This is a genomic window from Jannaschia sp. S6380 (genome assembly GCF_023015695.1).
GTDB lineage: Bacteria > Pseudomonadota > Alphaproteobacteria > Rhodobacterales > Rhodobacteraceae > Jannaschia.
Map to the genome: position 1 here is coordinate 1,758,433 of NZ_JALKAS010000001.1, position 22,321 is coordinate 1,780,753.

20 protein-coding genes are annotated in these 22,321 nt (G+C 68.6%); 9 read left to right on the forward strand and 11 right to left on the reverse strand.

What is annotated here, in order from left to right:
• Positions 1-58 precede the first annotated feature (58 nt).
• Genes crtA through bchO form a run of 4 tightly spaced genes read left to right on the forward strand, consistent with a single transcriptional unit; the run spans position 59 to position 4,299 of the window.
• On the forward strand, positions 59-763 hold the full coding sequence (gene crtA, locus MWU52_RS09035; protein ID WP_246951233.1) for a spheroidene monooxygenase: 705 nt from the start codon (positions 59-61) through the stop codon (positions 761-763).
• The gene (gene bchI, locus MWU52_RS09040) at positions 760-1,764 is read left to right on the forward strand and encodes a magnesium chelatase ATPase subunit I (protein WP_246951235.1); all 1,005 of its coding nucleotides are present in this window, start codon (positions 760-762) and stop codon (positions 1,762-1,764) included. Before crtA ends, bchI begins: the two co-directional genes overlap by 4 nt.
• Complete coding sequence (locus MWU52_RS09045; protein WP_246951237.1) at positions 1,764-3,422, forward strand: magnesium chelatase subunit D; 1,659 nt, start codon at positions 1,764-1,766, stop codon at positions 3,420-3,422. The genes bchI and MWU52_RS09045 overlap by 1 nt, the downstream gene beginning before the upstream one ends.
• Positions 3,423-3,459: 37 nt before the next feature.
• Positions 3,460-4,299, forward strand: coding sequence for an alpha/beta fold hydrolase BchO (bchO, locus tag MWU52_RS09050; protein ID WP_246951239.1), 840 nt, complete (start codon positions 3,460-3,462; stop codon positions 4,297-4,299).
• Here bchO and MWU52_RS09055 read toward each other — a convergent pair.
• The 5 genes from MWU52_RS09055 to hisD are packed head-to-tail and all read right to left on the reverse strand — an operon-like array spanning position 4,296 to position 8,902.
• On the reverse strand, positions 4,296-5,402 hold the full coding sequence (locus MWU52_RS09055; RefSeq protein ID WP_246951240.1) for an alpha-hydroxy acid oxidase: 1,107 nt from the start codon (positions 5,400-5,402) through the stop codon (positions 4,296-4,298). The genes bchO and MWU52_RS09055 overlap by 4 nt on opposite strands.
• Positions 5,403-5,406: 4 nt before the next feature.
• Positions 5,407-5,961 (reverse strand): sulfopyruvate decarboxylase subunit beta, encoded by a 555-nt coding sequence (gene comE / locus MWU52_RS09060; protein ID WP_246951242.1) that lies wholly within the window; start codon positions 5,959-5,961, stop codon positions 5,407-5,409.
• A complete protein-coding gene (locus MWU52_RS09065; protein ID WP_246951244.1) occupies positions 5,958-6,464 on the reverse strand; it encodes a thiamine pyrophosphate-binding protein in 507 nt (168 codons plus the stop codon). Before MWU52_RS09065 ends, comE begins: the two co-directional genes overlap by 4 nt.
• A 38-nt stretch (positions 6,465-6,502) precedes the next feature.
• The gene (locus MWU52_RS09070) at positions 6,503-7,543 is read right to left on the reverse strand and encodes an alcohol dehydrogenase catalytic domain-containing protein (RefSeq protein WP_246951246.1); all 1,041 of its coding nucleotides are present in this window, start codon (positions 7,541-7,543) and stop codon (positions 6,503-6,505) included.
• Positions 7,544-7,594: 51 nt separating this feature from the next.
• A complete protein-coding gene (gene hisD, locus MWU52_RS09075; protein WP_246951248.1) occupies positions 7,595-8,902 on the reverse strand; it encodes a histidinol dehydrogenase in 1,308 nt (435 codons plus the stop codon).
• 188 nt (positions 8,903-9,090) lie between these two features.
• Between hisD and MWU52_RS09080 the strand changes: the two genes are divergently transcribed.
• From MWU52_RS09080 to MWU52_RS09100, 5 genes are all read left to right on the forward strand, one after another.
• Positions 9,091-10,095 carry a LacI family DNA-binding transcriptional regulator gene (locus tag MWU52_RS09080; RefSeq protein ID WP_246951257.1) on the forward strand — a complete coding sequence of 335 codons (1,005 nt, stop codon included), beginning with the start codon at positions 9,091-9,093 and terminating at the stop codon, positions 10,093-10,095.
• 112 nt (positions 10,096-10,207) lie between these two features.
• Positions 10,208-11,356: an ABC transporter ATP-binding protein gene (locus MWU52_RS09085; RefSeq protein ID WP_246951259.1), complete on the forward strand. Its 1,149-nt coding sequence runs from the start codon at positions 10,208-10,210 to the stop codon at positions 11,354-11,356.
• On the forward strand, positions 11,353-12,234 hold the full coding sequence (locus MWU52_RS09090; RefSeq protein WP_246951261.1) for a sugar ABC transporter permease: 882 nt from the start codon (positions 11,353-11,355) through the stop codon (positions 12,232-12,234). Before MWU52_RS09085 ends, MWU52_RS09090 begins: the two co-directional genes overlap by 4 nt.
• Positions 12,231-13,046 (forward strand): carbohydrate ABC transporter permease, encoded by an 816-nt coding sequence (locus MWU52_RS09095; protein WP_246951263.1) that lies wholly within the window; start codon positions 12,231-12,233, stop codon positions 13,044-13,046. Before MWU52_RS09090 ends, MWU52_RS09095 begins: the two co-directional genes overlap by 4 nt.
• A 23-nt stretch (positions 13,047-13,069) precedes the next feature.
• Positions 13,070-14,311, forward strand: a complete 1,242-nt coding sequence (locus tag MWU52_RS09100) for an ABC transporter substrate-binding protein (protein ID WP_246951265.1) — start codon at positions 13,070-13,072, stop codon at positions 14,309-14,311.
• 24 nt (positions 14,312-14,335) lie between these two features.
• Here the strand turns inward: MWU52_RS09100 and MWU52_RS09105 are convergent, their stop codons facing one another.
• The 6 genes from MWU52_RS09105 to katG all read right to left on the reverse strand — a co-directional run bounded on the left by MWU52_RS09105 (position 14,336) and on the right by katG (position 22,264).
• A complete protein-coding gene (locus tag MWU52_RS09105; protein ID WP_246951267.1) occupies positions 14,336-15,358 on the reverse strand; it encodes an oligopeptide/dipeptide ABC transporter ATP-binding protein in 1,023 nt (340 codons plus the stop codon).
• Positions 15,355-16,329, reverse strand: coding sequence for an oligopeptide/dipeptide ABC transporter ATP-binding protein (locus tag MWU52_RS09110; RefSeq protein WP_246951269.1), 975 nt, complete (start codon positions 16,327-16,329; stop codon positions 15,355-15,357). Before MWU52_RS09110 ends, MWU52_RS09105 begins: the two co-directional genes overlap by 4 nt.
• Before the next feature lie 25 nt (positions 16,330-16,354).
• Complete coding sequence (locus MWU52_RS09115; protein ID WP_246951271.1) at positions 16,355-17,269, reverse strand: ABC transporter permease subunit; 915 nt, start codon at positions 17,267-17,269, stop codon at positions 16,355-16,357.
• Positions 17,269-18,192 carry an oligopeptide ABC transporter permease OppB gene (oppB, locus tag MWU52_RS09120; protein WP_246951273.1) on the reverse strand — a complete coding sequence of 308 codons (924 nt, stop codon included), beginning with the start codon at positions 18,190-18,192 and terminating at the stop codon, positions 17,269-17,271. The genes MWU52_RS09115 and oppB overlap by 1 nt, the downstream gene beginning before the upstream one ends.
• A 38-nt stretch (positions 18,193-18,230) precedes the next feature.
• Entirely contained in the window at positions 18,231-19,841 is a 1,611-nt protein-coding gene (locus MWU52_RS09125) for a peptide ABC transporter substrate-binding protein (RefSeq protein WP_246951275.1), read from the reverse strand.
• A 212-nt stretch (positions 19,842-20,053) separates the two neighbouring features.
• Positions 20,054-22,264 carry a catalase/peroxidase HPI gene (gene katG, locus MWU52_RS09130; protein ID WP_246951277.1) on the reverse strand — a complete coding sequence of 737 codons (2,211 nt, stop codon included), beginning with the start codon at positions 22,262-22,264 and terminating at the stop codon, positions 20,054-20,056.
• Positions 22,265-22,321 lie beyond the last annotated feature (57 nt).

The following is a 22,321-nucleotide window of genomic DNA, read 5'->3' on the forward strand; positions in this document are numbered from 1 at the left end:
GCCCTTGAAAATAACGATCAATATGTCAGGATAGCCTGACAACTTTCAGGAGGCCGCCTTGCCGCAGGCCGTGACCATCTCTTTCTATCGCTTCGCGTCGCTGCGCGATCGTGTCTGGGCGTTCGCGATGATGGCACTTGCCCCCCGGCGGTTGCGACAGGTGCCGGACCTCGGCTTCTGGAAACTGTGCGGGTCGGGGACGGGCGAAGGGTTCACGCCGGTTCCGAACACCGCCGTCTTCGCCATCCTCGCCACCTGGCCCGACGCCGACACCGCGCGCCGACGCATTGCATCCGCCCTGCCCTTCACCCGCTATCGGGCCCGCGCGGTCGAGGACTGGACCGTGATCCTGACGCCGACCGCCGCGCGGGGCGATTGGTCGGGCCGGCGGCCGTTCGACCCGGCCCCCGCGACGTCCGATGGCCCGCTGGCCGCGCTGACCCGCGCCACCATCCGTCCCAGGAGGCTGTGGCGGTTCTGGCGGCGGGTGCCGGAGATTTCACGCATGATCGGTCGCGACCCCGACGTGGCCTTCAAGATCGGCATCGGCGAGATCCCATGGCTGCACCAGGTCACCTTCTCGATCTGGCCCGACGCGGCGGCAATGGCCCGGTTCGCGCGACGGGGCCACCATGCCGAAGCCATACGTGCCGTGCGGGAGGGCGACTGGTTCCGCGAGGAGCTCTACGCCCGCTTCGCCATCCACTCCGATCTCGGCACGTGGAACGGAACCTCACCCCTGGCCGCGCTGGAGGCATCATGAAACAGCCCTATCCGTTCGCAGCCATCGTCGGCCAGGAAGAGATGAAGCAGGCGATGATCCTGACGGCCATCGACCCTTCGCTGGGCGGCGTGCTGGTCTTCGGCGACCGCGGCACCGGCAAGTCGACCGCGGTCCGGGCGCTGGCCGCCCTCTTGCCGCCGATCGACGTGGTGGAGGACTGCCCGGTGAATTCGGCCCGCCGATCGGACTGCCCCGACTGGGCCGAGATCCGCAGCGACACGGTCGTCACCCGTCCGACGCCGGTGATCGACCTGCCGCTGGGCGCGACCGAGGATCGGGTGACCGGCGCCCTCGACATCGAACGGGCGCTGACCCGGGGCGAGAAGGCGTTCCAGCCGGGGCTGCTGGCGCGGGCGAACCGGGGATACCTCTATATCGATGAGGTGAACCTGCTGGAGGATCACATCGTGGACGTGCTGCTGGACGTGGCGCAATCCGGCGAGAACCTGGTCGAGCGCGACGGCCTGTCAATCCGGCACGCCGCGCGCTTCGTGCTGGTCGGGTCCGGCAACCCCGAGGAGGGCGAACTGCGACCCCAGTTGCTGGATCGGTTCGGGCTGTCGGTCGACGTTGCCTCACCGGGTGATATCGACGACCGGGTCGAAGTGATCCGACGGCGGGAAGCCTACGACCACGATCATGCCGCCTTCATGCTGCGCTGGCAGGCCGAGGATGCCGCCATCCGCGAACGGATCGTCGCGGCCCGTGCCGCGCTCCGGCATGTCCGCACCCCCGACGCCGTCCTGCGCGACGTGGCGCAGCTTTGCCTGGAGCTTGGGACGGACGGGCTCCGCGGTGAGCTAACGTTGCTCAAGGCGGCGCGGGCGTATGCGGCCTTTCGCGACGATACCGCGCTGGCCCGCACCCATGTCCGCGCCACCGCCCCGGCCGCCCTGCGCCATCGACTGCGCCGCGATCCGCTGGACGAGGCCGGGTCCGGTGCCCGGCTGGCCCGCGCGGTCGAGGACGTCTTCGCCTGATGGGCGATGCGGGACGCTCCGCATGGTCGCGCGCCGCCTGCGTGCGCGACCTGTTGGCGATCGATCCGGTCGGTCTGGGCGGTGTCGTTCTGCGCGCGCGGGCCGGGCCGGTGCGCGATACGTTCCTCGCCGGCCTGACGGACCTGCCCGCCCCCGTCATCCGCCTGCCGCCCACGACCATGACGGATCGGCTGACCGGCGGCATCGACGTCACCGCCACGATCGCCGCCGGTCGCCGCGTGTCCGGGTCCGGCCTGCTCGAGGGGGCCGGCGCGGCAATTCTGCCCATGGCCGAGCGACTGCGCCCCGACCTCGCCGTCCATATCGCGCGCGCGATGGACGACTGCGGCCTCTGCGTCATCGCCGTGGACGAGGGGATCGACGAGGATGCCGCCCCCGCATCCATTGCCGAACGCGCGGCTTTTGCTCTGCATCTTGCGGACATCGCGATGGCCGACATCCATGGGCCCGCCACCGGTGCGCCGGCATTGGCGCGGGCGCGGCGCCGATTGGCGGCTATGCAGTCCGCGCCGGAGCTTGCCGCGCCGATTGCCCTGGCCGCGATGCGGTTCGGCATCGACAGCCTGCGCGCACCGCTTCTGACCTTGCGGGCGGCGCGGGCGCATGCGGCGTTGCACCGGCGCGACGCGGTGGAAGAGCCGGACCTGTTGGCCGCCGTCGACCTCGTCCTGTCGCATCGGGTCACGCACCTTCCCGACACGGAAGCGACGGATCTCCCGACTCCGCCTCCGGGCGGGACCGAGAGTGCGGGCGCAGACACCGACCGGATCGCGCCGAGCGACATGCTGGTCGAGGCGGTACGCGCCAACCTGCCCGCCGACATCCTCGACCGGCTGGCGGAACGCGCAAGCCGGACCGCACGGGGCGCGGGGTCGGGCGCACGACGCAAGGGCAACCGGCGCGGCCGACCGCTGCCCGCACGACCCGGCCGATACGACGGATCGGCGGCCATCGACATCGTCGCGACCCTGCGCGCGGCCGCACCCTGGCAGACCATCCGCGCGAGAACCGCGCGAACGCGCCGGGCGGTGCATGTCATGCCGTCGGACATCCATCTGAAACGCTTCGAGGAGAAATCGGACCGGTTGCTGATCTTCACCGTCGATGCATCCGGGTCCGCCGCGTTCGCACGGTTGGCCGAGGCCAAGGGCGCGGTCGAGTTGTTGCTGGGCGCGGCTTATGCACGGCGCGATCATGTCGCGCTGATTGCCTTTCGCGGCACGGGCGCCGAGCTGCTTCTGCCCCCCACCCGATCGCTGGTGCAGACCAAGCGGCGGTTGGCCGCCTTGCCCGGCGGGGGCGGCACGCCGCTGGCCGCGGGGCTGGCCTGCGCGATGGATCTGGCGATCGCGGCAGGCCGGCGCGGCATGACGCCGGCCATCGCGCTTCTGACCGACGGGCGGGCCAACATCGCGCTGGATGGGGCCGCCGACCGCGAGCGGGCCCGGGCCGACGCCACGCGGACCGCCCGCGCCCTGGCGGGCCAGGGTTGCAGCACCATCGTCGTCGACATGGGGAACCGGCCCGAGCCGGACCTGGCGGAACTTGGTCGAACGCTCGGCGGGCATTATCTGCCGCTGCCGCGCGCGGACGCGCATCGCCTGTCGGGGGCCGTCGCCGCCGCACTGGGAACCTGACGCCTTGCGCTGGCCGGAGGATGCCGCCGGATGGCCCATGGCCGAACATTCGCGGATCGTGGCCATGCCCCCCCACCGCTGGCACGTCCAGGAGGCGGGGACGGGCCCGACCGCCCTGCTGATCCACGGCGCCGGCGGCGCAAGCCAGAGCTGGCGTGGCCTGTTCCCGATCCTGTCGCGGCATTTCCGGGCCATCGCCATCGACCTGCCCGGACAGGGTTTCACCCGCCTGGGCGCCCGGCATCGCTGTGGCCTGGATGACATGACCCATGATCTGGCTAGGCTCTGCGATGCCGAGGGCTGGCGGCCGGACTTGCTGATCGGCCATTCGGCAGGCGGTGCGATCGCCCTGCGCCTGGCCGAGTTGGCGCCGGACACGCCGAAAGGGCCAAAAGGGATCGTCGGCATCAACCCCGCATTGGGCAATTTCCGGGGCGCGGCGGGATGGCTCTTTCCGCTGATGGCGAAACTACTGTCCCTCGCGCCCTTCACCGCCGATCTGTTCGTCGCCACGTCGTCCTCGCCGCGCAACGTCCGCCGCCTGATCGAGGGGACCGGCTCGCGGCTGGATGCACGGGGGCTGGACCTTTATGCGCGGCTGGCGGGCGACCGGGTGCATGTCGACGCGACGCTGGCGATGATGGCGCAATGGACGCTCGACCCGCTGCTGGCCCGGCTGGATCGGATCGCGACCCCGACGCTGTTCCTTCTGGGCGAGGAGGACCGCGCCGTGCCGCCCGAGATCGGCGCACGCGCCGCGGCGCGGATGCCGCATGCCACGGCCCGCCATCTGCCCGATCTCGGCCATCTGGCGCATGAGGAGGACCCGGACCTTGTCGGCGGGATCATCCGGGACTGGTGGGATGGCCTGACTTAGGGATCATGCCGGTCGGCCAGATCGACCAGACCGGTCTGCGCCATGGCGATGCTCAACTCGTCGCTCAACACATCCCAAAGGCGGACCAATCCCGCCTCGCCGGCGGCCGCGATGGCGAATTGCAGGATCCGGCCGAAGAAGCAGAAATCGGCGCCAGCCGACAGCGCCTTGAGCACGTCCTCGCCCGAACGCAGGCCACTGTCGAAGAACAGCGGGAACCCGGGGCCGACGGCCGCGCGGATTTCGGGCAGCATCGCAAAGGGCGACGGCGCGCTGTCCAGTTGACGGGCCCCGTGGCTGGAGACCTGGATCGCGTCCGCGCCCGCGTCCCGGATGCGCACGGCGTCATCGGGGTCGAGAACGCCCTTGACGACAAGGCTGCCCGACCACGCATCGCGCAGCCGGGCCAGCGTGTCCCAATCGGCGCGTGCACGGCTTTCGGTCCGGTCGAAATCGAACCCGTCCATCTGGAAGTTCGCCATCTGCGGACGGCCGGCCGCCAGCGATGCAAGCGACCACCGTGGATGCAGCGCAAAGTCGAGGAACTGTCGTGGGCCGATACGGAACGGCATGGTGAAGCCGTGCCGCAACTCCCGCGGGCGGCGGCCGACCTCGGGCACGTCCACCGTCAGGACGAGCGTGTCGTACCCGGCGGCGCGGGCCCGCTCGACCAGCTTGAAGGTGCCGGTCCCGTCGCCGCTGAAGTAGAGCTGGAACCAGGCATGGCCCTCGGCCACCTCGATCAGCCGTTCCATCGGCGTCGACGCGACCGTGGACACGCCCAGCGGCACCGCATGGCGCGCGGCGAGGCGCGCCAGCATCAGGTCGGCGCCGGGGCCCGCCAGGTTGCACATGCCCATGGGCGCAATTCCGAACGGGCGTGCGGCAGGCCGTCCGAAAACGTCGGCGGCCAGCGACCGGCGGCTGACATCGCGCAGGACGCGCGGCCGCAGGGTCGCGGCGTCGATGGCCGCGCGATTGCGGCGCGCCCCCGTCTCCTGCCCCGCGGCCCCATCGATATAGTCAAACACCATCCAGGGCAGGCGCCGCCGGGCCAGCCGACGCGCATCGGCCGCCCCGTGGATGCGTTCGGCTGCGCCCATGCGATCAGGCGCTGACGGCCTTCATGAACCGGTCACGGATGACCACCGGATCCATCGTGATGACCGGGTTCTTGGCGTTCCCGCTTTCGCATTTGCACACGATGATCGTCATCTTGCCGCTGTCCAGCGCGTCCTGCAGAACCTTGCCCGTCTCCTCGGCCTGGCATTCGACCACCCGGTCGCAACCGCAGGCCTCGGCCACGGCCGCGAGCGAGGTCCTCTTGCCCGCGTAGGTCGGCTGATCGCCGGTGGAGCCGTAGCTGCCGTTGTCGACGATCAGCAGGGTGAAGTTGTCGGCCACGTTGTTCGCGATCGTCGGCAAGGTGCCGAGATTGGTCAGCACGGACCCGTCGCCGTCGATGGCGATGACCGGCTTGGGCTGCGCGAGCGCGAGGCCCAGGCCGATGGACGACGCCAGGCCCATCGTGCCCAGCATGTAGAAATTCGTCGGCTGATCGTCGATCGCGTGGAGTTCCTGGCTGGGGATGCCGATGTTGCAGACGACCAGCTGGTCGCGAAGGATCGGTGCGATGTCCTTGAGTATCTCGGAACGGATCATTGGTCGCCGTAGCCTCCCCAGAAGTTGGCGTCGGTCAGGATCGCGACCGGCTTGTTGCACATGAACGTGTATTTCAGGATGTTGTCGAACTCGGCCACGTCCTTCTGCCAGTGGAAGTGGTAGGTCGGGATGTTCATCTGCGCCAGCAGGGCCTTGGTGTGGACGGCCATCTCGACCTGGCAGGCCACGGGCTCGCGCAGCTCGCCGCGGTACGAGATCAGCATCGGCAGGGGCATGCGGTAATACTGGATCAGCGTGGCCAGCGTGTTGATGGTGACGCCGATCGCGGTGTTCTGCATGATGATGGCGGGTCGCTTGCCGCCCATCCATGCCCCCGCGCAAAGCCCCATGCCCTCGTCTTCCTTGTTGGCGGGGATGTGGAAGATCTCGTCGCGGGTCTCGATCTCGTCGATGACGCCGGCCAGCTGCTTGCAGGGGACGGTCGTCACGAACGAGACGTCGTTCGCGACCAGATCGTCCGCGATCTTCTTGTCGATGTTCATGCTGACATTGCCTTTCGGTTCTCGGTCATGTGTCGGTTTCAGCCCGTGCCCCGGGGCGTGACGGTGCGGCCGGACCGGCCCGCCGGACCTTCGTCCGCGTCGGCCCAGGGGTCCAGAACGATCTTCGGGGCGGCGACGCGCCCGGCCCCCAGATCGGCGAAGGCCCCCTGCCCGGACGAAAGCGGCCGCGTCTCGTACCAGTCGAGCGGCCCCAGCCGGCCGTCGAAGATCGCCGCCGCCGTATCGCGGAAATCCTGCGCGGTGTAGGTATAGGCGCCCAGGAACGCGATCTCCTGCAGGGTCAGGCGGCGGACGTCCAGGCCGCCCGTGTCCTCGGCCAGGCCGACATGCACGATCACGCCGCCGGGTTCGGCCTGCGCGGATGCAACGGCGCGCGTCGCGGCCAGTCCCACGGCGTCGATCAAGATGCCGGCGCACCCCGGGGCCTCCGACGTCGCGGATTGCCCGCAGCGGGTGTTTAGGAACGCGCGGCGCGCGCCGTTCGGCTCCAGGATCCGCGGGGCGGGGGTGCCCATCGCGCGGAGCGACAACGCGCAGGCCAGGCCGATCGCCCCGCCACCGATGACCAATGCCCGCGCCGCGTCCGGGTCGGCCACGGCGGCACGCGCCAGACGGGCGGCGTGCCAGCCGACGGCCAGCGGTTCGGCCAGCGCCGCACGGGCCAGCGGGACATTCTCGGGCACCTCGACCAGGTTGGCCCCGGGCAGGGCGACGAACTGCGCGAAGGCCCCCTGGCGGGGCTGCATTGAGATGATCTGGCGGTCCGGGCACAGGTTCTCTCGCCCCGCCCGGCACATGGGACAGGTCCCGCAGGTCACCAGCGGGTTGATCGTGACGCGCGCGCCATCCCGGGCCCCGCCGACGATCGTTCCCGCAGCCTCGTGCCCCAGGATCAGCGGCGCAGGGCGGCGTGCGTCATGGCCGAGGAAGGCGTGCATGTCCGACCCGCAGATCCCCACCGCCTCGACACGGATCAGGGCCTCGCCATCGGCGCGGACGGGGTCGTCCGCATCGCGATAGCTGAGCCTGCCGGGCGCGGTATAGACCAGCGCCTTCATCGCGGGGCGAACCCAGACCCCGGGCAGGCCATCCGGCGATGTGCGGCGCGGTCAGGCATCGGCCTGCAAATCGAAGCTCTCGTCCGGAAAATATTTGGCCAACCGGGCGTCGGCGGCGCGGGCGTGTCCCTCCATCCCTTCCAGCCGCGAGATCCGGGCGGTCGCCTCGGCCACGGGACGGGCACCGTCGCGGGTGGCGCGCTGCCAGGTCACGATCTTCATGTACTTGTGGACGCTCAGCCCGCCGGTATATCGCGCCGCCCCAGACGTCGGCAGCACGTGGTTGGTGCCGGTCGCCTTGTCGCCGTAAGACACGGTCGTCTCCTCGCCCAGAAAAAGCGAGCCATAGCAGGATAGCCGGTCGAGCCACCAATCCAGGTCCTCGCATTGCACGGTCAGATGCTCGGGCGCGTATTCGTCGGAGGTCGCGGCCATCTCCTCGCGGTTGTCGCACAGGATCACCTCGGCGTAGTCGCGCCAGGCCGCGCGCGCGTTGTCGCGATTCAGCTCGGGCAGATCCTCGATCAGGCGGGGCACGCGCTCCATCACCTGCTCGGCCAGGGCGTGGTCGTCGGTGACCAGCCATACGGGTGAATTGTAGCCGTGCTCGGCCTGGCTGACGAGGTCGGTCGCCACGATATGCGCGTCCGCCGTCTCGTCGGCGAGGATCAGGCTGTCGGTCGGCCCGGCGATCATGTCGATGCCGACCCGACCGAACAGGATGCGCTTGGCCTCGGCGACGAACTGGTTGCCCGGCCCGACCAGAATGTTGGCCTTCGGTAGCCCGAATAGACCGAAGGTCATCGCCGCCACGGCCTGCACACCGCCCATCGCGATGATACGATCGGCCCCACAGACATGCGCGGCATAGACGATGGCGGGCGCCACGCCGACGCCGGGGCGTGGCGGCGAACAGGTGGCGATATGCCGGCAGCCCGCCACCTTGGCCGTGGTCACGGTCATGATGGCGCTGGCGATGTGACTGTAGCGCCCCCCGGGGACATAGCACCCGGCCGCATCGACCGGGATCGCCTTCTGCCCGGCAACCATGCCCGGCACGACCTCCAGTTCCACATCCGAGAGCGTGGCCTTCTGCGCCTCGGCGAAGCGGCGGACGTTGTCATGGGCGAACTGGATGTCGCGCTTGATGCGTTCGGGAACCTTCTCGCAGGCGGCCGCGATCTCCTCGGCGGTGAGGATGACGTTGCCGTCGTAGCGGTCGAACTTCGCGGCATATTCCATGGCCCTGGCGTCGCCGCCCGCTTCGATCTCGGCCAGGATGGTCTTGACCGTCTCGTGCACCTCTCCGGCATCGGACACCGCGGTCTTGGTCGCTTTCTTCAGGTATTCGCGGGGCATTGGCGGGCATCCTGCGGGTTGGGGGCCAGTGTTCGGCCGGCATCAAGGTGCATCTTGCGGACCGAATCGACGCGAAAAGGCACCACGAGGACCGTGTAAGCGCTTACATTCAATTCTGCAAGCGCTTACATCTCAATCCCGTCGGTGCTAGCACCAACCTTCATGCATCGGACGCGGAGGTCGCGATGATGTCGGACAATCGATCCACCCCGACCCTCGAAGACGTGGCGCGGGCGGCGGGTGTCAGCACGGCGACGGTGTCGCGGTGCCTGAACCGACCCGACCGGGTCGTGGCCGCGACCCGCGACCGGGTCATGGCGGCCGTCGAGACGCTGGGCTACACCCCGAATTTCGCCGCCCGCGTCATGGCCGCGCGGCGGACCTTCACCATCGGCGCCATCATCCCGACAATGGAGAACGCGATCTTCGCGCGCGGATTGCAGGCCTTCCAGGAGGCGCTTCACGAAAAGGGCTATACCCTTCTGGTCGCCAGTTCCGCCTATCGCCCCGACATGGAGGCCGAGCAGATCCGCGCGCTGGTCGCCCGCGGCGCCGACGGGCTCTTGCTGATCGGTCACGACCGGGACGGGGGCCTCTATGACTATCTTGAGCGTCAGGGCGTGCCCGCATTGATCGCCTGGTCCTACGCGGCGGAGGCCGCGCTGCCGTCGATCGGGTTCGACAATCGCGCCGCGATGCGCGCCCTGACGGAGGAGGTCCTGGCCCTGGGCCATCGCCGGATCGGCGTGATCTCGGCCATGGTCGAGGGGAACGACCGCGCACGCGATCGAGTGCAGGGGGTCCGCGACGCGGTCGGCGACGCCCCCCTCCGCGTGATCGAGACCACCTACGGCGTCGAGACCGGGGCCGCTGCGTTCGACGCCCTGATGTCGGACGAGGCCCCGCCCACCGCCGTGATCTGCGGAAACGACGTGCTGGCCGTGGGCGCCATGACCCGGGCGCGCGAAAGGGGGATCGCCGTGCCGCGCGACGTCTCGATCACCGGGTTCGACGATCTGGAAATCGCCCGCATCGTCGCGCCACCGCTGACGACCGTGCATGTCCCGCACAGGGAGATGGGCCGCCGCGCCGCCCATGCCCTCGTCGCCATGGTCGAAGGCGGGGGGGCCGCGCCGGCGGTCGAGCTTGCCACGCGCATGGAGTTGCGGGGGTCGCTGGGTCCGCCGCCCTGACCCGAGCGGGAACGCCGCCCGCCGGCGCCCGACGCGCCTGACCGAGATGGCCAGGCCGCGCGCAAGGCCTAGATCATGGCGCCGGGATGGATCACCACGGGCCGCAACCCCTATGAGCCAAGGGCTTACGATACACGACCTGACCTGCAGGTTCGGCGACCATACGGCGCTGGATCGTGTTTCGCTCGAGGTCGGAGGCGGGGAATTCATGTCGATCCTGGGCCCGTCCGGGTGCGGCAAGTCGACGCTGCTGCGTTGCATCGCGGGGCTGGAATCGGGCACCGGCGCCATCCGCATCGGCACGCGCGACGTCCACGATTTGGCGCCCAAGGACCGCGGCATCGCCTTCGTGTTCCAGTCCTACGCGCTCTACCCGCACATGAGTTCGGCCGCGAATATCGCGGCTCCGCTGCGGATGACCGACCTGTCGGCGCTTGGCCGTGCGCCCGGCCTCTGGCGGCTTTCGCCCCGCGCACGCCGGACCCGCGCCGAAATCGCGGCCGAGGTGGCCCGCGTGGCCGAGATGCTGCAGATCGGCCCGTATCTGCACCGGCGACCGGGGCAACTCTCGGGCGGCCAGCAACAGCGGGTGGCCCTGGGCCGCGCCTTGATCCGACGCCCGTCGCTCTTCCTTCTGGACGAGCCGTTGGCCAATCTCGACGCCGCGCTGCGCAACCGCACGCGCACCGAGCTGCGTGGCCTGCAACGCCGGATCGGGGCGACGACACTCTTCGTCACCCATGACCAGGGCGAGGCGATGGCGATGTCCGACCGCATCGCCCTCATGTTCGAAGGGCGCGTGCGGCAGGTGGGGACCCCCGATCAGCTGTTCCGCGACCCGGCCGACCTGGACGTCGCGCGCTTCCTGTCGCAGCCGCATCTCAACGAGGTCGATGCCGACATGATCCGCGCGCATATCGGCGACGCGACCTCCTCCCGTCCCATCCTGATCGGGGGCGCCCCCCTCCGCGATCTGGCGGGAACGGTGGCGTTCCGCCCCGAGGATGCGTCGATCCGGCAGGCGGCGCGCCCGGGACTTCCGGGTCTGCCCTGCACGGTCGATCACGCCGAACATGCCGGCCATGACGCGAACCTGTTCGTCCGGTTGCGCGATGGCACGCGCTGCGTGATCCGCATCCCGTCCTCCGCGATGCCGGACTGGCCGGAAGGCCGCGATGGCGTCGTGCATTTCGACCTTTCGGCGGCCCGCGCCTATGACGCATCGCAGGGGATCGCCGCGCCCCGACGGGCCGTCGCATGAGCATCGATGCCCGTGCCCGCAGGCGTGCGGGCGCCCTTCTTGCGCTGCCGGCCGCGACCCTCCTCCTCGCCCTGCTGTTCCTGCCCTCCTCGGGCGTCGCGGTCCTGTCGTTGACGGATTACCAGTTCGGAATGACCGGCTTCGACTGGATCGGCGCTCAGAACTACCAAAGGATGTTCGCCGATGCCCGGTTCCGTCAGTCGCTCGGCAACACGGGCCTATATGTCGCCGTGGTCACGCCGATCTCGATTTTCGCCGCGCTCTGGCTGGCCGTCCTGATCGAGGGGCAGGGCCGATTGCGCGGTCTCTTCCGCACCGTGTTCTTCCTGCCAGTCACCGCCACGCTGGTCGCCATGGCCACCGCGTGGGAGGTCGTCCTGCACCCGTCCTTCGGGATGGTGAACGTCGCACTGGACGCGGTGGGTCTCGACAAGCGCCGCTTCCTTTCGGACCCGTCCACGGCGCTGCCCACGCTGATGTTCATCGGCATCTGGAAGATGGTGGGCTACAATATCCTGCTGTTCATCGCGGGGCTTTCGACGATCCGGCCCGATCTGTACGAGGCCGCCGCGATCGATGGGGCCGACCGGGGGTGGAAGCGCTTCGGTTTGGTGACCTGGCCCATGCTGGCGCCGGTAACCCTGTTCGTGACCGTCATCACCCTGATCCGCGCCGTGTCGGAGTTCGAGACCATCGCCGTGTTGACCCAGGGCGGCCCGAACGGCGCGACCGAGATGATCCTGTACACCCTCTATCAGGAGGCGTTCCGCTATTTCGACATCGGCCTCGCCTCGGCCATCGCGATCTTCTTCCTGACCGTCGTGGCGGCCGCGTCGATCCTGAACGTGGTCGTCTTCGACCGCCGGCGCCGGGCATGAGGCGGGCCGCATCCCTTCTCGTCCTGGCGCTCGCCGCCGCGGTGACGCTGGCGCCCTTCGTCTACATGGTCGCGGTGTCGCTGGCCGCGCAGGGCACCGTCTATGCCGGCAGCGTCCTGCCCATGCCCTCGCTGGCGGCGGCGCACCGGAACTACGGCGACGCGCTGACGCAGGTGCCGCTGCTGCGCTACATGGCAAACGGGGCTTTCGTCTGCGCGGTCATCCTCGTCGCGCAGATTACGATCGCGGCGCCGGCCGGTTATGCACTGGCCAAACTGCCGTTCCGAGGGCGGCCGATCCTTTTGGGTATGGTCATCGTCGCGCTGATGATCCCGATGCAGGTGCCGGCGATCCCGCTCTATGTCGCGGTCGCCTATGCGGGGCTTCTCAACACCTACACCGCGCTGATCGTGCCCTTCGTCATCTCGGCCTTCGCGATCTTCCTGTTCCGCCAGTTCTTCCTGTCCTACCCCGACGAGGTGCTGGACGCCGCACGCCTCGACGGGTTCTCGGAACTGGGCATCGTCTGGCGTCTGATGGTGCCCGCCGCCTGGCCCGCCGTCGCGGCCTTTGCGACGATCTCGATCATCAACCACTGGAACGACCTCTACTGGCCCCTGGTGGTGGTGACCGACAGGCAGATGATGACCCCGCCGCTGGGCCTCGCCACCTTCCGGTCGTCGGGCGAATCCACCGGCAATGTCGGCGCCTTGATGGCCGGCGGCGTGATGGTCACCGCGCCGCTGGTGATCGCCTTCATGTTCTTCCAACGCGCGCTGATCCGGGGCCTCGGCCTCGGGGCGCGCACCTGATGTCGCTGCGAAAGGAGACTTCCATGAAACGACGCCACTTCAACATCGCGCTCGCCGCCATACTGGCGGCCACGCCCGCATTCGCGCAGGAGACGACGATCACCGTCTTCCACGCCTGGCCGCACCACGCCGAATGGCAGCAGGGCCTGGCCGACCGCTTCATGGAAGCGAACCCCGATATCACGGTCGAGATCCAGGCCCCCTCGGTCGACTACGACGAGGGGCTGGTGACCGTCATCCGCCAGAGCCTGGCAGACACCGCGCCTGACGTGTTCATGGTCGGCAGCCACCTGCTGGGCGAGCTCGTCGCCCGCGACATGGTCGCGCCGCTCGACGACGTGATGGCGGATGTCGACATGGGGGCGCTCGGCTACTCCGACGCGGCGCTCGCGCTCACGCAGATCGACGGAGTGCAGTACGGCCTGCCCTGGACGTCCTCGACGCCGGTGATGTTCTACAACGCCGATCTGGTGCGGCAGGCGGGCGGCGACCCGGATGATATGCCGACCACCTGGGACGCCACGATCGACCTGGCACAGCGGATCGACGCGCTGGGCGACGACATCTCGGGGATGTACTACGCGCCGGGCGACGACGACTGGATGGTGCAGAACCTGCTGGCCAGTGCCGGGATGCAGCCCATGGACGCAGACGGCACGCTGGCCTTCGACACCAAGGCGGGACGTGCCGCCTTCGGCCTGTGGGAGCGGTTCCACGACGAGGGCAGGCAGCAGGCGATCCCGAACTCCGCCGCGCGCCAGCAGATGTATGCCGGTCAGTTGGGCCTCTACTTCAACTCCACCGCCGCCGTCCGCAGCTTCGAGCGCGAAATCGCAGACCGGTTCGACTGGGGCACCTCCCAGATGCCCGCAGCGGTCGAAGGGGGCGGCGTCGCCTCGGGCGGCATGGCCGCTGTGATCCTCACCGACGATCCCGCGAGGCGTCAGGCCGCGTTCGAATATCTGCTGTTCGGCACCGGGGCCGAGGGCCAGGATTTCGTCGTGCGCAACACGGGCTACATGCCGGTGAACGACGGCGCGATGGCCGACGACCGTCTGGGCGGCTTCTATGCCGAGAACCCCGCCTGGCGCACCTCGGCCGAACAGATGGACCGCGCCTATCCCTGGTTCGCCTGGCCGGGCCAGAACGGCGTGCGCATCAGCCAGGCGGTGGTCGACCAACTGGCCGCCATCGCCAACGATCAGGTGGATACCGATGCGGCCGCGGCCACCCTGTCCGAGGAGATCGGACGCCTGACGCGCTGAAACGGTGCTTGGTGGCGGCCCGGTCTAGCGGGTCGCCATCCGGGCCAGATCTGGGGGCGCCTGCTCGGCATGGAACGGGCAGGCGACGCGGTGTCCCGGCGTCTCCTCGACCAGGAGAGGACGGGCTTCGGCGCAGGCCGCGCGCGCGATCGGGCAGCGGGTGCGGAAAACGCAGCCCGAAGGCGGGTTCAGCGGCGACGGCAACTCGCCCTGCAGAACGGGACGCGTGCGCGCCTTTTCGCGGCGCGGATCAGGGACGGGGATCGAGGCGATCAGCGCACGCGTATAGGGATGGCGCGGATCGGCGATCAGGTCGGCGGCGGGTGCGGTCTCGACGATGCGGCCCAGATACATGACCGCGATACGGGTCGAAACGTGCCGCACCACGCTGAGGTCATGGGCAATGAACAGCATCGATAGCCCCATGTCGCGCTGCAAATCGGCCAGCAGGTTCACCACCTGCGCCTGCACCGACACGTCGAGCGCCGAGACCGGCTCGTCGCAGACCAGCATCTCCGGCTCGGTGATCAGGGCACGGGCGATGCCGATGCGCTGACACTGCCCGCCCGAGAATTCGTGCGGGTAGCGGTTGAACAGCGACGGCAGCAGCCCGACCCGTTCCATCATCTGGCCCACGGCGCGGGCGCGTTCGTCCGACCGCATGTCCGGGCGATGCGTCCGCAGCGGTTCGGCCACGATCTGGCCGACCGTCATCCGCGGGTTCAGCGCAGCCAGCGGGTCCTGGAACACCATCTGCATCTCGCGCCCCAAGCGGCGCCGGTCGGCGGCGTCGGAGCCGGTGATGTCGCGCCCCTTCCACAGGATGCGCCCGCCGGTGGCCGGTACCGTGCCGATGATCGCGCGGGCCAGCGTCGACTTGCCCGATCCCGACTCGCCCACGAGGCCCAACGTCTCGCCCTCGTCCAGTTGAAGGTCGGCCTTCGACACCGCCTGAAGCCCGAGCGGTTTCGTCCAGGGCCAGGCACCGCGCGGCGTGACCGGGAAGGTCACGTCCAGCTCCTCGACCGACAGCAGGCGCGGGCTCATGGCGTCGCCTCCGGAATTTCGGACAGGGGGGCGTGGCAGGCGCGGGCGCGGTTTCCGTCGAACGTCTCCAGCGGGGGCATGACGTCGCAGGCATCGCGAACCAGCGGGCAGCGCGCGGCAAAGGGACAGCCGGGCGGCAGGTCGGTCAGGTCGGGCGGATCGCCCGGAATGGTGTTCAGGTTTTCCTGCGCGGCGTCCAGCCGCGGCACTGCCGCCAGCAGGCCTGTGGTATAGGGATGGGCGGGGCGGTCGAAGACGTCCTCCGTCGGTCCCGTCTCCATCACCCGGCCGCCATACATGACCGTGGTGCGCGCGCAGGCGCCGGCCACGATGCCCAGGTCATGGGTGATCAGGATGATGGCCGTTCCGAACTCGGCCCGGATCTCGGACAGAAGATCCATGATCTGCGCCTGCACCGTGACGTCGAGCGCGGTCGTCGGCTCGTCCGCGATCAGCAGCTTCGGACGGCAGAGCAGCGCCATCGCGATCATGATCCGCTGGCGCATCCCGCCGGAGAATTCGTGCGGATACATCCGCAGGCGCCCCTCGGCATCGGGGATGCGCACTGCCTCGAGCATGCGGGCGCTCTCGGCCAGGGCGTCGCGCCTGGACAGGCCCTGATGCAGTTGCAGCACCTCGGCCATCTGGTCGCCCACGCGCAGATAGGGGTTCAGCGACGTCATCGGATCCTGGAAGATCATCGCCACCTGCTCGGCGCGCAGCTTGTTGAGCGCGCGTTCCGGCAGGTTCAGCATCTCGGTCCCGTTCAGGCGCACCGACCCCGCGGCGCGCCCGTTGCGCGCCAGCAGCCCCAGGATCGCGAAGGCCAGCTGCGTCTTGCCCGAGCCGGACTCGCCCACGATCGCCATCGTCTCGCCCGCGTCGAGGTCGAACGAGATGCCGTTGACAGCGTGCACGGATCCGTCGGGCGTGTCGAATGACACCGTGAGGTCATCGACATCGAGCAGCATCAGCGATCCTCCGGCGCAGTCATTCTCAGCGGTCCTTGGGGTCGAGCGCATCGCGCAACCCGTCGCCGATGAAGAAGAACGCAAACAGACCCGCGACGAAGAAGCTCAGCGGAAAGAGGAGCTGCCAGATCGTGCCGTTGCGCATCTCGGCGGCGCCGTCGTTGATCAGTGCGCCCCAGGAGGTCAGCGGCTCCTGCACGCCGAGGCCGAGGAACGAGATGAACGACTCGTAGATGATCATCGAGGGGACGAGCAGCGTCGCATAGACGATGATGACGCCCAGAAGGTTGGGCACGATGTGACGCAGGATGATGCGAAACGGGTGCACGCCGGTGGCGATCGCCGCCTCGACGAACTCGCGCCCCTTGAGCGCCAGCGTCTGGCCGCGCGCGATCCGCGCCATGTCGAGCCAGGAGATCAGGCCGATGCCCACGAACAGCATCAGGATCGAGCGACCGAACACCACCAGCAAGAGGATCAGGACGAACATGTAGGGGATCGACATCAGGACATCGACCGTCCGCATCATGGCGCCGTCGACCCGCCCGCCGAAATAGCCGGCGACCGCGCCATAGAGCGTGCCGACCACGACGGCGATCAGCGCGCCCACGACGCCGACCATCAGGCTGATCTGCGTGCCCTGCACCGTGCGGGCGAACAGGTCGCGGCCCAATGTGTCGGTGCCGAACCAGTGCCCCGTGGCCAGCGAAGGCCGGCCCAGCGTCTCGACCTGGCCGAGGACGGCCCAGTCGATCTCCTCGTAGCTCCAGGGGGCGATGAAGGGGCCGACGATCGCCACGGCGGCGATCAGGCCCAGAACGATCAGGCCCGCCACCGCCGCCTTGTTGCGGAAGAACCGCCGCCGCGCATCGGCCCAGAGGCTGCGCCCGCGGGGGGCGTCGGCCAGTGCGCTGGCATCGGTGAGCGTGGCGCCCCGCATCAGTAGCGGATCTTGGGGTCGATCCAGGCATAGGCCACGTCGACGAGAAGGTTGAACAGGATGGTCAGCGCCCCCAGCAGCACTGTGATGCCCATCATCACCCCGTAGTCACGGTTGAGCGCGGAGGCGACGAAGAACTGCCCGATGCCGCCGGTCGAGAAATAGATGTCGATCACCACCGACCCGGTGATCATGCCCACGAAGGCCGGCCCCAGATAGGAGATCACCGGCAGCAGCGCAGGCTTGAGCGCGTGGCGCAGGATGATCCGGTGGCCCGGCAGGCCCTTGGCGCGGGCGGTGCGGATGAAGTTGGACGACAGCACCTCCAGCATGGAGGCGCGCGCGATCCGCGCGATCGACGCCATGAAGCTGGTGCCCAGCGCGATGACCGGAAGGATCACGTATTCCACCTGACCGCCCTGCCAGCCGCCGCCCGGCAGCCAGCCGAGCCAGAGCGTGAAGACCAGCACCAGGATCGGCGCCAGCACGAAGTTCGGCAGGACCTGCGCCCCGATCGAGACGCCGACCGCCAGGTAGTCGAGCCAGGTGTTCTGGCGGATCGCCGCCATGATCCCCAGCGCGCCGCCGACCAACACCGCCAAAACGAAGGCCCAGAACCCGTAGGTCAGCGTGACGGGGAAGCCCTGCGCGATCAGGTCGTTCACATCCTGGTCGCGGTAGACGAAGCTGGGTCCGAAGTCGAAATCGGTGACGATATTGGTGATGTAGGTCCAGATCTGCACCGCGAAGGGCTGATCCAGACCGTATTCGCGTTCGAGGTTCTGCAGCACCGCCGCGGGCACGCCGCGTTCGGTCGCGAAGGGCGAGCCCGGCGCGGTGTACATCAGCACGAAGGTCAGCACCACCAGCAGCAGCAGCACCGGAACCGCGACAAGCAGACGTCTGAGGATGAAGGCGACCATTCAGCGAACGGGGCGGCGCGGACGCCGCCCCTGCCCCGTCACTCGGACGCGGCGCGGTACATGTCCTGCACGTACCAGTTGTTTTCCACGTTGTTCATCGGCCAGTTCCGGATCGACGGGTCCAGCATGAAGTTCTGGGTGTAGTGGTAGATCGGGATGATCCCCATCTCGTCGGCCAGGATCTGTTCGACCTGGGTATAGGCGACGTTGGGATCTTCCATCGTCCGGCTCTCGGCCATCAGGCGGTCGACCTCGGGGTTGGAGTACTTGCCGTCATTGGCGCCATGCGTGGTGGTGACCAGGTCGAGGAAGGTCGACGCCTCGTTGTAGTCGCCGCACCAGGCCGAACGGGCGATGTCGAAGTTCTGCTCGCCCCGGATGTCGATGTAGCTCTGCCATTCGTAGTTCGACAGCGTCGTGTTCACGCCCAGCGGCTTCCACATCTGGCTGACCACGGTGGCGATCGCCTTGTGGTTCTCGGACGTGTTGTAGATCAGGTCCAGCTCGATGGGGTTGTCGGGGCCGTATCCCGCCTCCGCGATCAGGTCCCGCGCCTTCTGCGTCCGCTCGTCCTGGGACCAGGAGGCATAGTCGATCTCGGGCATCTCGAACCCGGCGGTGGCCTCGTGGGTGAAGTTGTAGGCCGGGGATTGCCCGCCCTTGAGCACCTGTTCCACGATCACGTCGCGATTGACCGCGTAGGACAGCGCCTCGCGCACCCGCTCGTCCTGCAGCGCCTCGTGACCGCTGTCGGTCAGGTTGATCGCGTAATAGTAGCTGCACAGACGCGGCGTCGAATGCGTCTCGTCCGGGAACTCCGCCTTCAGATCCGGATAGGTGCCGGCGGGCAGGTCGTCCATCATGTCGAACTCGCCGGCCTGATAGCGGGTCAGCGATTGGTTGCGGTCATTGACCACGAAGACCGTGATCTCCTCGATCGCGACGTCTTCGGCCGAATGGTACTCGGGGTTGGGGACCAGGCGCGTGAACTCGTTCACCTTCACCTCGTCGAGGATATATGCCCCGTTCGAGACCATGTTCTCCGGGCTGGTCCAGTCGTCGCCATGCGCCTCGATCGTGGCCCGATGCGCGGGGTACAGCGTCGAATAGGTCGTCATTGCGGGGAAGAACGGCAGCGGCTGCGTCAGCGTGACCTGCAGCGTGTGGTCGTCGACGGCCTCGACGCCCAGCGTCGAGGGATCGGCCTCGCCCGCGACGATCTCGGCGGCGTTCTCGATCGAGGTCAGCTCGACATACCAGGCGTAGGGCGAGGCGGTCGCGGGGTCGGCCGCGCGCTGCCAGGCATAGACGAAGTCCTGCGCCGTGACCGGGTCGCCGTTGGACCACCGCGCATCGTCGCGCAACTTGAAGGTCCAGGTCTGGTTGTCGTCGCTGGTCCATTCCGTCGCGACGGCGGGGATCAGGTTGCCGTCCGCGTCCTGGCGCGTCAGCCCTTCGAACAGCTGGCGGGCCATGTGGTTGCCGATCGTCTCCTCGATCAGCTGCGGATCAAGCGTCTTGGCCTGATCCAGAACGGAAATGTCGAGCGACTGATCCTCGGCCAGCGTATCTCCGGCCTGCATCTCGACGGCGAAGGCGGATGTGGCAAGCAGCGTCGCGGCACTGGCGAGCAGGGTCACACGTGTCATGTTCGAAACTCCCTTGAAGACGTGGGCGCCGGCAAACGGGCGCATCATGTCGCCAAGTGTTCGGACTGGACTGCCCTTTTGCAAGCGGGTTGACGGCTTGACGCCGGGTCGCGCCGGCCTAGAACCGGCGGAAATCCGCCATCGCGTCGGTCGGGAGACCCGCGACACGCATGCCCCGAAACGGGATCTGCGTATCGCGGCCCGGTGGCGCCTTAGGTCAGATCGAAGCGATCCAACTCCATCACCTTGGTCCAGGCGGCGACGAAATCGCGGACGAACTTCGCGCCGGAATCGTCCTGGGCATAGACTTCCGCGATCGCGCGCAGTTGCGAGTTCGACCCGAAGACCAGATCGCAACGCGTGCCCGACCAGCGGATCGCGCCCGTCGCACGGTCGCGGCCGATATAGGTGCCGGCGGTCTCATCGTCGGGTTTCCACTCGGTCGACATGTCCAGAAGGTTCACGAAGAAGTCGTTGGTCAACTTCCCGGGCCGGTCGGTGAAGACGCCGTGCGGCGTGCCGCCGGTGTTCGCGTCCAGCATCCGCAGCCCCCCGACAAGCACCGTCATCTCGGGCGCCGACAGGGTCAGCAACTGCGCCCGGTCGACCATCAGTTCCTCGGCCGAGATGCGGACCTCGTGATGCTGATAGTTGCGGAACCCGTCGGCCGTCGGCTCCAGCGGGGCGAAGCTCTCGGCATCGGTCTGGTCCGCGGTCGCGTCGGCGCGGCCGGGGGTGAAGGGGACCTCGATATCATGGCCGGCGTCACGCGCGGCCTTCTCGACGGCGGCGGTGCCGCCCAGCACGATCATGTCGGCCATGCTGATCGGCTGCCCGAACTCGGCGCGGACGCCTTCGAGCGTATCGAGCACGCGCGCCAGCTGCGCTGGATCGTTGACCTCCCAGTCCCGCTGCGGGGCCAAGCGTACACGCGCGCCGTTCGCCCCGCCGCGCTTGTCCGAGCCACGGAAGGTCGAGGCCGAGGCCCAGGCCGCCCCGACCAGTTCCGGGACCGACAGGCCCGATGCCAGGATCCGCGCCTTCAGGTCGGCGATCCCCGCCGCATCGATGACGGGCTGATCCCAGGCCGGGACGGGGTCCTGCCAGATCAGATCCTCCTCGGGCACCTCGTCGCCCAGATAGCGGATCCTGGGGCCCATGTCGCGATGGGTCAACTTGAACCAGGCGCGCCCATAGGCATCGGCGAACTTGTCGGGATTCGCGTGATAGTCCTGCGAGATGCGCAGGTAGTCCGGGTCCACCTTCAGCGCCAGATCGGCCGTCGTCATCATCGGCGCGTGGCGCTTCGACGGGTCATGCGCGTCGGGCACCAGGTCGTCGGTCGCACGGTCCACCGGGCGCCACTGATGCGCCCCCGCCGGCGATTTCGTCAGCTCCCACTCGTTGCCCAGCAACGTGTCGAAATAGGACATGTCCCAGGTCGTCGGCGTGGGCGTCCAGGCGCCTTCGATCCCCGACGTCGTGGTGTGCCCGGAATGGCCGCTCTCGAACGCGTTCTTCCAGCCAAGGCCCATGTCCTCCATCGCGCCGCCCTCGGGCTCGGCGCCGACCAGCGACGGGTCGCCCGCGCCATGGCCCTTGCCGAAGGTGTGGCCGCCGGCGACCAGGGCCACCGTCTCCTCGTCGTTCATCGCCATGCGGGCGAACGTGTCGCGAATGTCATGGGCGCTGGCCTGCGGATCGGGGTTGCCGTTCGGCCCTTCGGGATTGACGTAGATCAGACCCATCTGCACGGCCGCCAGCGGGTTCTCCAGGAACCGGCCCTTGCCGTCCTCGCCCTTGTCGTAGCGCAGGTCCTCGACGCCCAGCCACTCGTCCTCCATGCCCCAATAGACGTCTTCCTCGGGCTCGTAGATGTCCTCGCGGCCGCCGCCGAATCCGAACGTCTTAAAGCCCATGGATTCCTGCGCGACGTTGCCTGTCAGGATGAACAGGTCGGCCCAGCTGATGGCATTGCCGTACTTCTTCTTGATCGGCCAGAGCAGGCGCCGCGCCTTGTCCAGGTTGCCGTTGTCGGGCCAGGAATTGAGCGGCGCGAAACGTTGCGACCCCGACGACGCGCCCCCGCGCCCGTCCGCAGTGCGATAGGTCCCGGCGGAATGCCAGGCCATGCGCACGAAGAACGGTCCGTAATGGCCATAATCGGCCGGCCACCAATCCTGGCTGTCGGTCATCAGCGCCGTCAGATCCGCCTTGATCGCGGGCAGGTCCAGCTTGGCGAATTCCTCGCGGTAGTCGAAATCCGGGGCCATCGGGTTCGACGCCGGCGTGTTCTGGTGCAGGATCCCGAGGTTGAGCTGGTTCGGCCACCAGTCACGATTGCCGCGCCCGCCATGCGTGGCCCTGCGCGACCCGCCATGGATGACCGGGCATTTGCCGCCGCCAATATCGCTTCCGTCCATGTTTCGATCTCCCGATGTCTGAAATTGGCGGGCCGTGCGCCCGAAGATGCCGCTCCT

Coding starts and splice junctions, on each gene's coding strand:
- bchI (WP_246951235.1), top strand. CDS start 760: ATGAAACAGCCCTATCCGTTCGCAGCCATCGTCGGCCAGGAAGAGATG.
- MWU52_RS09045 (WP_246951237.1), top strand. CDS start 1,764: ATGGGCGATGCGGGACGCTCCGCATGGTCGCGCGCCGCCTGCGTGCGC.
- bchO (WP_246951239.1), top strand. CDS start 3,460: ATGGCCGAACATTCGCGGATCGTGGCCATGCCCCCCCACCGCTGGCAC.
- MWU52_RS09055 (WP_246951240.1), bottom strand. CDS start 5,402: ATGGGCGCAGCCGAACGCATCCACGGGGCGGCCGATGCGCGTCGGCTG.
- comE (WP_246951242.1), bottom strand. CDS start 5,961: ATGATCCGTTCCGAGATACTCAAGGACATCGCACCGATCCTTCGCGAC.
- MWU52_RS09065 (WP_246951244.1), bottom strand. CDS start 6,464: ATGAACATCGACAAGAAGATCGCGGACGATCTGGTCGCGAACGACGTC.
- MWU52_RS09070 (WP_246951246.1), bottom strand. CDS start 7,543: ATGAAGGCGCTGGTCTATACCGCGCCCGGCAGGCTCAGCTATCGCGAT.
- hisD (WP_246951248.1), bottom strand. CDS start 8,902: ATGCCCCGCGAATACCTGAAGAAAGCGACCAAGACCGCGGTGTCCGAT.
- MWU52_RS09080 (WP_246951257.1), top strand. CDS start 9,091: ATGTCGGACAATCGATCCACCCCGACCCTCGAAGACGTGGCGCGGGCG.
- MWU52_RS09085 (WP_246951259.1), top strand. CDS start 10,208: ATGAGCCAAGGGCTTACGATACACGACCTGACCTGCAGGTTCGGCGAC.
- MWU52_RS09090 (WP_246951261.1), top strand. CDS start 11,353: ATGAGCATCGATGCCCGTGCCCGCAGGCGTGCGGGCGCCCTTCTTGCG.
- MWU52_RS09095 (WP_246951263.1), top strand. CDS start 12,231: ATGAGGCGGGCCGCATCCCTTCTCGTCCTGGCGCTCGCCGCCGCGGTG.
- MWU52_RS09100 (WP_246951265.1), top strand. CDS start 13,070: ATGAAACGACGCCACTTCAACATCGCGCTCGCCGCCATACTGGCGGCC.
- MWU52_RS09105 (WP_246951267.1), bottom strand. CDS start 15,358: ATGAGCCCGCGCCTGCTGTCGGTCGAGGAGCTGGACGTGACCTTCCCG.
- MWU52_RS09110 (WP_246951269.1), bottom strand. CDS start 16,329: ATGCTGCTCGATGTCGATGACCTCACGGTGTCATTCGACACGCCCGAC.
- MWU52_RS09115 (WP_246951271.1), bottom strand. CDS start 17,269: ATGCGGGGCGCCACGCTCACCGATGCCAGCGCACTGGCCGACGCCCCC.
- oppB (WP_246951273.1), bottom strand. CDS start 18,192: ATGGTCGCCTTCATCCTCAGACGTCTGCTTGTCGCGGTTCCGGTGCTG.
- MWU52_RS09125 (WP_246951275.1), bottom strand. CDS start 19,841: ATGACACGTGTGACCCTGCTCGCCAGTGCCGCGACGCTGCTTGCCACA.
- katG (WP_246951277.1), bottom strand. CDS start 22,264: ATGGACGGAAGCGATATTGGCGGCGGCAAATGCCCGGTCATCCATGGC.